Here is a 12,144-nt window from a genome sequence, read left to right on the forward strand (position 1 = left end):
CAGGTCAGTGGTGGGGGGATTGACAGGCGTGGCCGGGGACGTGGGCGCGTCGGCCCGGGTCGCTCAGGGGGGCGAGCCTGTGGTGGGCGGATCCGCGGCGCGGGTCACCGCCGGCCTTCAGGAGCTTGCGGAGGCCGAAGGTGCCCCGGACAGTGGTGATGCGGCCGTCCTCGATGTGTGGCCGACCGGCGACGGGGAAGGGCTCGTCGGCCCCGCGGGGGTGTTGGCCTTTCCCCCGGATGAGTTGCACCGGGACAGCTCGCGCTTGCCCCTTACGCTGAGGCCCCGCTCACCCCGTTCTCCCTGACGTGCACGGGTGATCGGGCGGGTTCGCCACATCCGCCGGCTCGGCTCACCGGGCTTCTTGCGACAGTCGGCGAGCCAGGCTCCGTTCTACACGGGCCTTCGTGAGCCGAGTGCTCTGCAGCACTGTCCACTTCGCGGGAACGCCGGAAACGATTCGCACTCCAGGCCGGAACCGGGGTGCGAGCCGAGGGGAGTTACTCGGACTCTTCCCGCGGAAGTACGCGGCTGTTGATCGCGTCTGCGATGGCGTAGGCGGTGCGGACGAAGGACTCTGCCTGCTGCGCGGACAGGTTCCGCGCGGAGGTCTCCTCCAGGGCCCGCCACATGGCTGCCAGCGGCTCGCGCATGGCACGGCCCTTGTCGGTGAGGTGGACGACCATGACGCGCCGGTCGTGTTCGGCCGACTCGCGGATGAGCAGGCCGGCGTCCTGCATGCGGCGTAGGGACTTGGAGACGGTGGAGTGGTCCAGGCCGACGCTTTCGAGCAGCTCGGACTGGGTCTGGCCGTCCCGGTCCAGGAGCTGCATCAGCAGCAGCTCCTGTCCGGGATGCAGGTCCATCTCGCGGAGCATGGCGGCGGCGCGGGCGCGGTGAGCGCGGGCGAGCTGGAAGATCGCGTAGCTCATCGGCCCCTCGCTGGCCGTAGTGGGGGTGCGGGGTGTGGGGGCGGGCATGGGTCGGTTCCTCAGACGCTGTGGGTGGGGTAGTCGGTGTAGCCGGCCGCTCCGCCGCCGTAGAAGGTCGCCGGGTCGGGGATGTTCAGCGGCGCGTCAGAGCGTAGCCGCTCGACCAGGTCGGGGTTGGCGAGCGCGAGGGCGCCGACGGAGACGAGGTCGGCCGTGCCGTGGTCGATGTCCTTGGCGCGGGTGGGCAGGTCGGTGCCGGCCCGGTTGAGGATCAGCGTGCTCGGCCACAGCGCACGCAGGGTGCCCAGCAGCGCGTCGTCGCCCGCGTGCATCACGTGGAGGTAGGCGAGGCCGAGCGGGCTGAGGGCGCGCAGCAGCGCCGGATACAGCTCGGCGGTGTCGGACTCGGCGATGTCGTTGTAGGGGTTGCCGGGGGAGATGCGCAGGCCGGTGCGGTTGGCGCCGATCTCGTCGGCTACGGCAGCGGCGACCTCGACGGCGAAGCGGATGCGGTTGTCGAGGGAACCACCGTAGCGGTCGGTGCGCTGGTTGGTGTTGTCGGACAGGAACTGGTGTACCAGGTAGCCGTTGGCGGCGTGGATCTCCACACCGTCGGCGCCTGCCGCGACGGCAGCTGCTGCTGCGCGGCGGAAGTCGTCGACGGTCGCGGCGACCTCCTGCGTCGACAGAGCACGGGGTGTCGGCATCTCCTGGGGCCCGGACGCGGTGAACATCTGGCCCTTCGGCCGGATCGCCGAAGGGGCGACCGGCTGGCGCCCGTGGGGGGTGTTGTCAGGGTGGGCGATGCGTCCGGTGTGCATCAGCTGGATGACGATCCGGCCGTCGGCCGCGTGCACGGCGTCGGTGACCTTGCGCCACCCGGCGATCTGCTCGTCATTGTGGATGCCGGGGGTGAGGAGGTAGCCCTGACCGTCGGCGGAGGGCTGGGTTCCCTCGGTGATGAGGAGCGCGTGCGAGGCCCGCTGGGCGTAGTACTCGGCGTTCAGCTCGGTGGGGACGCCCTCGGGTGTGGAGCGGTCACGGGTCATGGGGGCCATGACCAGGCGGTGCGGCAGGGAGATGTCACCGACGGTGGTCGGTGCCCACAGGGAATTCAGCATGCGCGGTCCTTCGGTGCGGTGATGGCCAGATGGTCATCGGGATAGCGGCGGGTGTGGTGGGTGCAGCGGCGGGCGTGATCAGTCGAGGGTGAGGACGAGCTTGCCCCGGACATGCCCGGCGTCGCTGACCTGCTGGGCCGTGGCGGCCTGGTCGAGCGGGTAGGCGGTGACGGTGGTGACGACCTTGCCGGTCGCGGCATCTTGCGCCAGGGCGGCCAGGCGGGCGGCCGAGCGTTCCTGGCCACCGCTGGAGAAGGTGATGCCGAGCTGGTGCGCGCGGAAGTCGGCGATGGTGACGATGCGCTCGGTGCCGCCGCGCAGGGTGATGGAGTCCTCCAGGGCTCCCTTCCCGGCCAGGTCGAAGACCGCGTCCACGCCGTCGGGGGCGAGCGCCCGGACCCGCTCGACCAGGCCCTCGCCGTAAACGGTTGCGGTGGCGCCGACCGAGGTGAGGTAGTCCTGGTTGGCGGGGCCGGCGGTGGCGATGACCCGCGCTCCGCGGGCCGTGGCGAGCTGGACCGCCAGGGTTCCGACCGCTCCGGCCGCGCCGTGCATCAGTACGGTCTCCCCGGCGGTGACGCCGAGAAGGTTCAGGACCCGCTCGGCCGTCTCGCCCGCCACCGGCAGCGCGACCGCGTGCTGCCAGTCGAGGTCGGCGGGCTTGGGGGCCACGGTGGTGGCCAGCGCGTACTGGGCGTACGAGCCGGTGTCCGACCAGCCCAGCACCTCGTCACCCACCTGCACATTCCCCACGCCCTCACCCAGGGCGTCCACCACGCCGGCGAGCTCGGCACCGGGGACGGAGGGGAGTGGGGTGGGGAACACGGCCTCCAGCGCCCCGGAGCGGATCTTGCCGTCCAGCGCGTTGAGCCCGGCCGCCTTGACGCGGACGCGGATCTGTCCGGGGCCGGGCTGCGGGACCTCGATGTCCGCCTCGTGCAGCACTTCCGTGCCTCCGAAACGGTCAAACAGGATGGCTTTCATGACGACTCCTCTCGTGTCACCACCCATTTAGGTGGCTGGACACATAATCAACGTAACAGCAAATAGGTGGCTAGCCAAGTATTTGCTGTCGCTCGAGCCGCGCAAGATCGGTCACGGTCGCGTCGGTCTCCTCGGGACGGCGGTCGAGGCGAGAGGCGCCCGCCGCGCCTTGCGCGGCCAAGGGCTACCCCGACTGGAAGCTGGACGACCGGGCCGGCCAGACCCGTCGCGGATCTTGGGGACGAGGTCAACTGCCGGGGGTTCGCCAGGACTTCGACCGGGGATGCCGAGCTGGTCCAGGAAGGTCTGGAAGGCGGTCGGTGGCCGCGGTGAGGGGGTTTCCTCAGTCGGTGCCAGGCCGCTGAGTCGCTCGATGTTCACGGTGATGGCCGTGAATACGTGTTACAGGTGGGCTTTCGGCTGTCCTCGGTAGCGGCAGTGACGCATGCCGTGCCCGTGGGCGAACTCGTTGATGGTGCCTTCCACCCCGGAGCGGACCGCGTAGCGGGCCTTCCAGTCGGGCGTCTGCTGCTCGGCGCGGACGCGGACTGCAGGTCTCGCAGTTCTCGCGGGGCAAAGCCCACGTTCCGGGCGCTCTCACGGGAGCTGGTGCACCGGGGGCGGTCCGGGCAGGGCTGGCACTGGCCCTTGGTGAACCGCGCCACGATCAGCGGGGCGGCGGTGGGTGAGGAGGTCGGGTAGGGGGCGTGCCAGCCCTTGCTGACCTGGCCCCGGGGACAGGTGACCTGTTGGCGGTCGAAGTCGATGTGGAAGTCGTCCCGGTCGAAGCCTTCGTTCCTGCGGTGCTGGCGAGTGGGGTTGCCTGGCAGCGGCCCGCTGACGGTGACCTGGTGTTCGCGCTCGGCTCGTTCCAGGTGGACCAGGGAGGTGTAGCCTCCGTCGACCAGGTGCCCGGCGGGCAGCAGTCCCCGACGCGCCAGGCGGGTATGGATACCGGGCAGGGTCTGGGCGTCGTTGGTGGCTGCCGAGGTGGTGGCCACATCCGTGATCACGTTGACGCTGCCGGAGGCACACGTCTCGGTGACATGCGCGGCGAACCCCTTCCAGCGGATGATGCGCCCGTGACGGACGTAGCGCGCCGTGATGTCGTAGGGAGAGACGATCGCCGAGGAAGAGGGTGGCAGCCCGCCGTCGTCGGCGGTGCGCCAGCGCAGGCGGCCCGCCGCGTCGCGGTAGTAGTTCTGCACGATGATCTGTCGCAGAGCCTCGGCCTGCGGGCCGGGCCGGTAGCCCGGTCCGTGCCGGTGCAGGCGCTCCAGCAGCCGACAGGCGTCGTCGCCGACGGCGAGGATCCTGGTCTTGGGCCGGGTGGGGTTCTTACCCAGGCGGACCGGACGGCCGTAGCGGCGCCCCCACTCCTCGTCGACCAGATCGACCAGCAGGTGCCCGGCCGGGCGGGCGACTTCTTCCAGCGCGGCACGGACCGCCTCGGTGACCAGTTCCAGCCGGGTCAGGTCGTGTACCGCGGCCAGGATGTGGGTGGAGTCGGTGCGCTGGGTGGTGCGCTCGCGTACGAGTCCCGCCTCCTTCAAGCGCGCGAGCGCGAGGTCGAGGAGACGGTCGGCGCGGTCGTCCTGGGCGATGCGCTCACGGAAGTCGGCCAGCACACTGTGGTGGAAGCCGGGATCGTCCAGTTTGGCCAGGGCGTATTTGAAATCGATACGGCAGCGGACCGCTTCTGCCGCCTGCCGGTCCGACAGACCAAGCAGGAACTGCAGTACGCAGACGCTGGCCAACTGGGCCGGCGAAAGACCAGGACGGCCCTCGCGCGGGTACCAGCCGGCGAAGTCCTCGTCATGCCACACCCCGTCCAACCGGTCCCGCACCCATATCGCCGTCGTACCGTCCGGGTTGCTCGCCCGCGCGATCTGCGCGGTCAGAGAAGGGACTCGCTCACCGGAGCGGGGACGGAGGGACAACAGACACCCCAACAACTACATCGGCCTGTGGAACAGCACCGAGCATGCCCGTTGATCAGGCCGTCGCACCGGGAAACTCCAAGATCCCCGACAGAGTCAAGCTCAGGCCCTCGCTGGGTGTCCCTGTGATGATCGGGGTGCGGTTCTGGTTGTCGGCCTGGCTGCTGGGCCTTGACGGCGCCGATCCGGGCGGTGCGCGGCAGGCGGATGGCCTGGGGGTTCCATTCCGTGAGCGCTACCAGAATCGACGTGGTAACGATAAAAATCGACACGATGTAGACTTTTGCTCAAGAGGGCGACCCGGCTCCTCGCGAGACCTCTCTGGAGGAACAATGGAGAAGCGGAACTGGCTCATCACCGGCGTCAGCACGGGCCTGGGGCGCGCTTTCGCCCAAGCCGCCCTGGCCGCCGGGCACACCGTCATCGGCACCGTCCGCTCCGAGAAGGACCTGCGGGCCTTCGAAGAGCTCAGGCCCGGGCACGCTCACGGCCGTATCCTGGACGTGACGGACGGTGACGCCGTCTCCGGCGCGGTCGCGGAGGTCGAGCGGAGCGTCGGCCCTCTGGACGTCGTCGTCGCCAACGCCGGCTACGGCCTGGAGGGGACCTTCGAGGAAACCCCGCTGGCCGAGGTGCGACGGCAGTTCGAGGTGAACGTGTTCGGGGCGGTGGCCACCCTGCAGGCGGCGCTGCCCCACATGCGCCGCCGCCGCCGCGGACACCTGATGGCCGTTACCTCCATGGGCGGGCTCATGGCCGTGCCCGGCCTGTCCGCCTACTGCGGCAGCAAGTTCGCCCTGGAGGGAATGCTGGAGGCGCTGGGCAAGGAAGTCGCGCAGTTCGGAATCCATGTGACGGCGATCGAGCCCGGCTCCTTCCGCACCGACTGGGCCGGACGGTCCATGGCACGTGCCGCGCGGACCGTCGACGACTACGACGAGTTGTTCACCCCCATCCGCGAAGCGCGGCAGAAGGCCAGCGGGAACCAGCTGGGCAATCCGGCCAGGGCGGGGGAAGCGGTCGTGCACATCACGACGGTCGAGCAGCCGCCGGCCCACCTCGTCCTGGGCTCGGACGCGCTGCGGCTGGTCACCGCCGCGCGCACGGCCGTGGACGAGGACATCCGCGCGTGGGAGACACTCTCGCGTACGACCGACTTCGCCGAGGGCGCTCAGCTCTGATGCCCGGCCACCATTCCGCGCGCAGCCGTCGCACCACCGAGCGCAAGGGGGATGTCCGGGAGCGGGCCATCCTCGACACCTGCGAAGCCCTGCTGGCGCACAAGGGCTACGACGCCATGACCGTCGGCGACATCGCCCAGGGCGCCGGCATCACACGCGGGGCCCTGTACTTCTACTTCGGCTCCAAGCAAGAAGTGGTCACGGCACTCGTGGCCCGGACCGTCGAGCACCTGTGGGAACGGTCCCGGGTCACCGCGCAGACCGACGAGCCACGCCAGGCCATCGCAGCAGCCATGCAGCGCACGGTCGAGCTGTGGAACGAACACGGCCCGGTCATGCGCACGGCGATCGACCTGTCGTTGACCGTGCCGGAGATCGGTGAACTGTGGAAGCACACGGCTGATCTGTTCATCGCGGCCATCACCGCCGTCCTGGAACGCGCCGGCATCCAGGCCGGCGCTGCACCGGACCAGGCCTCGGCGATGGCACGCGCCCTGTGCTGGATGATCGAGCGGACCTTCTACCACGCTTCACAGGAATCACGCGAGAAGCTCCAAGAGGCGTCGGCGACATGCGAACATATCTGGCTGACCAGCGCCGGCCTGATCACGTGAGGTATCTGCCATGGACGCGGTGAGGCGCGGAACCATGAACTCCGGGTCGAGCCTTGCCCCCGTGAAGTGGACACCTGTTCACGTCGTTATGCGGCGAAGGTGCTGGTGACCAGATGCTGTTCGTAGGCGATCGGAGCCCCAGCTCCTCACCCCAGGGCCGCCGCCGGTCTGCCCTCCGGGCGCGCGGCACGGGTACGGTGTCCCGGGCGGTCAGGTCCAGGTCGAGATGTCTGTTCATATCCAGCTCGAACCGGCCGTAGGGATGCACGTGGGTCCAGAACAGCGGGGAGAGCGCCCGCCAGGCGCCGGTCCGGACCGCGAGGAGTAACTGCAGTTCGCGGGTGACCTGGTAGAGGCTCAGGCCGACGCCGTCTCTTTTGGGGATCGGGTCAGTCGCTGGAGGGTGCAGAAGGCGTGGGCGACGGAGACGAGGGTGACGTGGTGGTGCCAGCCCCGCCAGGTGCGGCCTTCGAAGTGGGCCAGGCCCAGTGCCTGTTTCATCTCGCGGTAGTCGTGCTCGATGCGCCAGCGCAGTTTCGCGGTGCGCACGAGGGTGGCCAGCGGGGTGTCGGCGGGCAGGTTGGACAGCCAGAACTGCACGGGTTCGGGTTCGGTGGCGGGCCATTCGGCCAGCAGCCAGCGCACCGGCAGCTCCGGGTCAAGGAGGAGGACGCGTGGGGCTCGTGCTGTTCCCAGGAGACGATGACACCAGCAGCCCGGACGTCTCCTGGTCCTACACCGGCTTCGGAGCGTTCCGGCGGTGGCTGGCACAGGCCGAGGGGTTCGCACTGGACGAGATGCACGGCTTCGGCGGACATCGCCCGTGGAACGACGTCTTCACCACCCTGGTACCACTCCTCAATCATCCCGATGACGACGGCCCCGACCTCACGCCGGCCCAGTGCGCCGCGATCCTGCCCCGCCTGCAGGAGATCGCTGCTGGCGGTGGACGGCACCTGCTGGGACGTGGCCGACAGCCCGGCCAACGAGGCCGCCTTCGGCCGTCCCGGAAACAGCCGCGGCCACGACAAGTCCTGCTTTCCCCAGGTGCGAATGGCCTGCCTGATCGAGGTGGGCACCCATCTCGTGCTGGACGCGGAACTGGCCGGCTGCCGCACCGGTGAAGTCACCCTCGTGGGCCGCCTGCCCCGCTCCTGCGGACCGGGTCAACTCGTCCTGGCCGACCGGGAGTTTCTCGGCGTGCCGCTGTGGCGGGCCTTCACCGCCAGCGGCGCCGATCTGTTGTGGCGGGTGCCCGCCAACCGCATCCTGCCCGTCGACCGGATACTGTGCGATGGATCCTGGCTCTCGCGCATCCACGCCACCAGCGACCGCTCCCGCACCGATCCGGTCACGGTGCGGGTGGTGGCCTACCAGCTGCACGGCACCGGCCGCGCGGCCGAGGACTACCGGCTGGTGACCACCCTGACCGATGCCCGCCGCTATCCCGCCCGCCAGCTGGCCGCGCTCTACCAAGAACGCTGGGAAGCGGAAACCGTCTTCGCCGAGCTCAAAACCCATCAACGCGGCGCCCGCGTCGTGCTCACGAGCAAGACCCCTGACGGCGTCCTGCAACAGATCTGGGCGCACCTGCTGGTCCACCACGCGCTGCGCGAGCTGATGGTCAGAACCGCCGCCACCCGGGGTCTGGACGCCGGCGGGCGAGTGCGGACCGGCAGGGTGGGCATCCGATTGATGGGGATGGCATGCAGATGGGCGAGAAAGGTGCCGAGGGACGCTCCTGGGCGGGGTGGCATCACCACGTCACTTTGGGGACACGCTGTTGTGCGACGACAGATTGTCCGTGATCACGTAGATACGCCTTCCTCGAGCAACAGCTCACCGGTGAGCACTGGATCGTCGTGGAAGAGGGGTGGCTGAAACACTGAGTGTGACTCACCCAGAAGGCCATTTCCGTAGCAAGCATGCGAAAGAAAGCAGCCAGCCTGCGCTTTCACGACGCTTAGCCGTGGGGAACGAGCGGGGATAATTTCCGGTGCGGCTGACACCCACGACAGAAAGGCGGTTGGCGTTGCGGAGGATCACGGCGACCGGGGCCCGATGGGCGGCACCTACTGTTGTCCTCGCCGAGGTCTGCCTCGTGTGGACCGGCGTGTTCAGCCTAGGTGAGGCCGTAGTGGTCGGACTGCTGCTTGAGCTGCTCCTAGCCGGGATCGTCCTCACCGAATTAGCCCTGGCCGCGCGGGCCTACAAGGCATCCAGGAACCGTGGAGCCGACGGACAGGAGGCCCTCAACCAGGCGTTGTCCACCGTGCTGCCCTCCCCTGTCGCCAAGGCGGTGGGGATGGAGTTCGGCCTTTTTCGCGCTCTTTGGCGTTGGATCCGCCGTAAGCCGGACGCACCGGAAGGGCACGAGGTTCTGACCTATGGCTCGGAGATTAAGCCAATCATGTGGGCGATGGTTTTTGTCGTGCCGCTGGAGATTCTCGCCGTCGAATTCTTGGTCCCCTGGTCCGTGGTGCGCATCGTCCTGCTGGTGGTCTCAATCTACGGGACTCTCTGGGTACTCGGCTTCATCGCGGCGCTGTCCATTCGCCCGCACATCGTCGGCGACGGCAAGATGGTGCTGCGCTTCGCCCACTTCGTGCAGATCGTGATCCCTCTCGACCGCATCGAATCCGTCCGCACGAGCCGGCACAGCGGATACCGAAGGGCCGTCCAGATCGATGATGGTGTCCTCGCCATGACCATCGGCGACTCCACCACGCTGAGCGTCACTCTGCGCGAGCCCTATCCTGTCGCGCCCAAACCCGGAAAGCCGCTGCAGGAAGTACGGGAGATCCGGTTCGCCGCGGACAGCACCCGGGAGGCCGTTCGCGTCCTCACCGCCAACATCTCCGCCAACTGATCTCTACAGCTCTGCTCTACGGGTGACGGGCTTTGCAGGAGCGCCTGGCCGGTTTCCCTGTTGTAGATAGCCACTCAGCATCGTGATACGGGCAGTGTTGTGCCACTGGCGGTGGTGATGGTGGGGAGATCGGTGCAGGAGGGTTGGTCTTCGGGGTGCTGTGCGGCACCGTGATCATGTCCTGAACATGATCACGGCCCTCCCGCTCGTTTGCCTGCGTCCGGGAGGGCCGTGTGAGCGCCAACGGAGGGCGCTTTGGTCACGGTAGAGCTGACAACTTTTGGTTGTCGAACAGCGCTTGTCGGCGGGCGAGTTGTCGTGTCCGGACTGCGGCGGGGTGCTGGCCCGGTGGGGTTGGGGTCGGCCCCGGCGGTTGCGGGGTCCGGTCGGGATGGTGGAGGTGCGTCCACGCCGGGCGAGGTGCCGGTCCTGCGAGGCGACCCACATTCCGCTTCCGGTGTTGTCGCTGGGTCAGGCGCGCGGATGCGGCCGAGGTCGTCGGGGCTGGCCTGGAGCTCGCGGCGGTCGGCTGGGGCTGTCGGCGGATCGCCGAGCGGCTGGGCAGGCCGGTGACGACGGTGCGGGGGTGGCTGCGGTGCTGGTCGCGGCGGGCCGGGCGGACGGCTGCGGTGTTCACGGCATGGCTGGTCGCGCTGGCCGACGACCCGGCGTCGGTCCTGCCGTAGTCCACTGCCGTCCGGCGCTCGCCGTGCCGATGACGGTCGCTCTGGCCGGGGCCGGCGTCTTGGCCGCCGTCGTGTTCGGGATCGTCCAGACCGCAGGGCAGTGACCCGCGCGGGGGAGCGGTCCGGGACGAAGCACCGACCGCGACTTTGGGGGGCTGCTGTCCGGCGGGCTGTCTGGCCCGCCGGGCGGTTGACGGTCAGTTGACGGTCTGGGCTTCCTCGATGGGTACGTGGATCTGGCTCTGGCGGGTTTCGGTGAGTTGGCCTGCTTGCCCTCCACCGCCGGTGGTGACGTGCCAGTCGATGGTCCAGGTGGAGGTGGAGGTGGCGGTGATCTGGTAGCGGCCGTGGGGGCGGTCGGCGGAGGCGCGGGTGTAGGTGTGGCCGCAGGTTGGGGAATCGGTTTGTCCTGCTGACGGGGTGTATGGAGTGCCGGGGCCTGTGCAGGTGACGGTGGAGCCGTCGCCCATCTGCCATACGATTTTCGTGACGTGGGCGGTCGCGCTGACGGTCACTGCGCCTGCGGTGGCGGTGGCTCCGATTGCAGCAGCGGGACTCGCCTCATGAGCGCGGCAGCTGGGAGCAAATTGTCCGGTTCGACGCCTGGGTCTGCGGCAACAACGACGCCGGCTGTTTGAGCGTCGAAGCCGGTCGGCCAGATCGTAAGGTCGCTCGCCAGCGCGCCTTCCAGTCTCGCCGTCCGCAGGTCGGCGTTGGTGAGGTCGCAGCCCCGGAGGTCGGCCAACCGCAGGTCCGCGTCGGCGAACAAGGCGCCGTGGGCGCGGGCCTTGCGCAGGTTCGCCTCCCGCAGGTCCGCACGGGAGAAGTCCGCCGACCTCAAGTCGGCTTTGACCAGGCGTGCACCGCGCAGATCGGCTTGCAGACAGCGGACCTGGTGGAGAACCGAAGTACCGAGTTCGGCATGCCGCAGGTTGGCGGCGATCAGTGACGCCTTACTCAGGTTGACCTGGTAGACGCTCGCCGCTTCCAAGCATGCGCCGTCCAAGTTGACTCCGTGCAGCCACAATCCGTCACAGTCGGCTCGGCGCAGGTCGGTCAAGCTGACGTTGAGCCACTCCGGACGGCGTTCCTGGTACAGGACCCCGAGGCAGGTCAGCGCCGTCTGAGCGTCCGCGGCGCGGGTCTCCAACGGGGGCACCGAGTTAATGGACACGCCCGCCTCCGGAACTGCGGGTTCCTGCGGCGGCCAGGGAAGGTGTGTCCGCAGATACGCCGCCATGATGGAGACGACCGCCTCGCGGTCGCGGTCGGAGTGATCCGCAATCCGCCACAGTGCGTAGATGCCTCCGATTCGCACGTCCAGCTTGTCACTGCCGAGCTGGTCTACGGCCCGGCTGAAGCGATCGGTGATGTTCCCCTCTCGCGTTGCGTTCAGCCCGTCCTGGCTGACGCGCAGCTGCCGCCATGTGGCATAAGCGCCGAACAGGACGACCGCACCGCCGACCGCCTGTAGAAGCGTGGTGCGCACGTTGTTCACCGCGTTCAACCGGTCCGCTGCCGCGAGGTGGCCACCTGCGAGGTCGTGGTCGACTATCAGCCCCGGAAGCCCCAGGAGCACGAAGCCCAGTGACACGATCACGGTCAGTGCGGCCAGCGCCACAGCAACGGCACGAGTCAGGCGCCGCCAGCCACGAACAGATCCCCCCATAGCCAGTGGATCCTAGAACAAGGCCGAACCCGGTGAACCTATGCGGTCACAGCACTAGTAGGACTCCGTTAGGTCTGTCTCGATCTTGGTGCCGTGTGTATGCCGCTGGGCAGGGGTTGGTGGCAGGTGGTGCAGGTGCCGGTCCAGC

Annotated in this window: 11 protein-coding genes and 1 pseudogene; 5 read left to right on the forward strand and 7 right to left on the reverse strand. The window is 68.9% G+C overall.

The features are described 5' to 3' along the window. Positions 1-500 precede the first annotated feature (500 nt). The 4 genes from ACWGJM_RS35615 to ACWGJM_RS35630 all read right to left on the reverse strand — a co-directional run bounded on the left by ACWGJM_RS35615 (position 501) and on the right by ACWGJM_RS35630 (position 4,977). Positions 501-980 (reverse strand): MarR family winged helix-turn-helix transcriptional regulator, encoded by a 480-nt coding sequence (locus ACWGJM_RS35615; RefSeq protein ID WP_453415900.1) that lies wholly within the window; start codon positions 978-980, stop codon positions 501-503. Between the two features lie 11 nt (positions 981-991). Continuing rightward, on the reverse strand, positions 992-2,053 hold the full coding sequence (locus ACWGJM_RS35620) for an alkene reductase (RefSeq protein WP_453415901.1): 1,062 nt from the start codon (positions 2,051-2,053) through the stop codon (positions 992-994). 78 nt (positions 2,054-2,131) lie between these two features. Then, positions 2,132-3,037: an NADP-dependent oxidoreductase gene (locus tag ACWGJM_RS35625; RefSeq protein WP_453415902.1), complete on the reverse strand. Its 906-nt coding sequence runs from the start codon at positions 3,035-3,037 to the stop codon at positions 2,132-2,134. Between the two features lie 377 nt (positions 3,038-3,414). Continuing rightward, the gene (locus tag ACWGJM_RS35630) at positions 3,415-4,977 is read right to left on the reverse strand and encodes a transposase (protein WP_453415903.1); all 1,563 of its coding nucleotides are present in this window, start codon (positions 4,975-4,977) and stop codon (positions 3,415-3,417) included. A 332-nt stretch (positions 4,978-5,309) separates the two neighbouring features. On the opposite strand from ACWGJM_RS35630, the gene ACWGJM_RS35635 reads away from it, so the two are divergent. Both ACWGJM_RS35635 and ACWGJM_RS35640 read left to right on the forward strand, forming a co-directional pair. After that, positions 5,310-6,158 carry an oxidoreductase gene (locus ACWGJM_RS35635; protein ID WP_453415904.1) on the forward strand — a complete coding sequence of 283 codons (849 nt, stop codon included), beginning with the start codon at positions 5,310-5,312 and terminating at the stop codon, positions 6,156-6,158. After that, positions 6,158-6,772: a TetR/AcrR family transcriptional regulator gene (locus ACWGJM_RS35640; RefSeq protein WP_250049897.1), complete on the forward strand. Its 615-nt coding sequence runs from the start codon at positions 6,158-6,160 to the stop codon at positions 6,770-6,772. The genes ACWGJM_RS35635 and ACWGJM_RS35640 overlap by 1 nt, the downstream gene beginning before the upstream one ends. 357 nt (positions 6,773-7,129) lie before the next feature. Here the strand turns inward: ACWGJM_RS35640 and ACWGJM_RS35645 are convergent. Continuing rightward, positions 7,130-7,429, reverse strand: a pseudogene (locus tag ACWGJM_RS35645) (transposase); the annotation flags it as partial. Between the two features lie 288 nt (positions 7,430-7,717). On the opposite strand from ACWGJM_RS35645, the gene ACWGJM_RS35650 reads away from it, so the two are divergent. The 3 genes from ACWGJM_RS35650 to ACWGJM_RS35660 all read left to right on the forward strand — a co-directional run bounded on the left by ACWGJM_RS35650 (position 7,718) and on the right by ACWGJM_RS35660 (position 10,327). Then, the gene (locus ACWGJM_RS35650) at positions 7,718-8,653 is read left to right on the forward strand and encodes an IS4 family transposase (RefSeq protein WP_453415905.1); all 936 of its coding nucleotides are present in this window, start codon (positions 7,718-7,720) and stop codon (positions 8,651-8,653) included. 256 nt (positions 8,654-8,909) lie between these two features. Next, positions 8,910-9,641: a hypothetical protein gene (locus tag ACWGJM_RS35655; RefSeq protein WP_453415906.1), complete on the forward strand. Its 732-nt coding sequence runs from the start codon at positions 8,910-8,912 to the stop codon at positions 9,639-9,641. Positions 9,642-9,874: 233 nt separating this feature from the next. Beyond that, positions 9,875-10,327, forward strand: a complete 453-nt coding sequence (locus ACWGJM_RS35660; RefSeq protein ID WP_453415907.1) for a helix-turn-helix domain-containing protein — start codon at positions 9,875-9,877, stop codon at positions 10,325-10,327. 197 nt (positions 10,328-10,524) lie between these two features. On the opposite strand, the gene ACWGJM_RS35665 is transcribed toward ACWGJM_RS35660, so the two are convergent. Both ACWGJM_RS35665 and ACWGJM_RS35670 read right to left on the reverse strand, forming a co-directional pair. Then, positions 10,525-10,842: a hypothetical protein gene (locus ACWGJM_RS35665; RefSeq protein WP_453415908.1), complete on the reverse strand. Its 318-nt coding sequence runs from the start codon at positions 10,840-10,842 to the stop codon at positions 10,525-10,527. Then, positions 10,839-11,996 carry a pentapeptide repeat-containing protein gene (locus ACWGJM_RS35670; protein ID WP_453415909.1) on the reverse strand — a complete coding sequence of 386 codons (1,158 nt, stop codon included), beginning with the start codon at positions 11,994-11,996 and terminating at the stop codon, positions 10,839-10,841. The genes ACWGJM_RS35665 and ACWGJM_RS35670 overlap by 4 nt, the downstream gene beginning before the upstream one ends. Positions 11,997-12,144: the final 148 nt, after the last annotated feature.

Source organism: Streptomyces sp. NPDC054834 (genome assembly GCF_053611185.1).

Coding starts and splice junctions, on each gene's coding strand:
- ACWGJM_RS35635 (WP_453415904.1), top strand. CDS start 5,310: ATGGAGAAGCGGAACTGGCTCATCACCGGCGTCAGCACGGGCCTGGGG.
- ACWGJM_RS35615 (WP_453415900.1), bottom strand. CDS start 980: ATGCCCGCCCCCACACCCCGCACCCCCACTACGGCCAGCGAGGGGCCG.
- ACWGJM_RS35620 (WP_453415901.1), bottom strand. CDS start 2,053: ATGCTGAATTCCCTGTGGGCACCGACCACCGTCGGTGACATCTCCCTG.
- ACWGJM_RS35640 (WP_250049897.1), top strand. CDS start 6,158: ATGCCCGGCCACCATTCCGCGCGCAGCCGTCGCACCACCGAGCGCAAG.
- ACWGJM_RS35670 (WP_453415909.1), bottom strand. CDS start 11,996: ATGGGGGGATCTGTTCGTGGCTGGCGGCGCCTGACTCGTGCCGTTGCT.
- ACWGJM_RS35625 (WP_453415902.1), bottom strand. CDS start 3,037: ATGAAAGCCATCCTGTTTGACCGTTTCGGAGGCACGGAAGTGCTGCAC.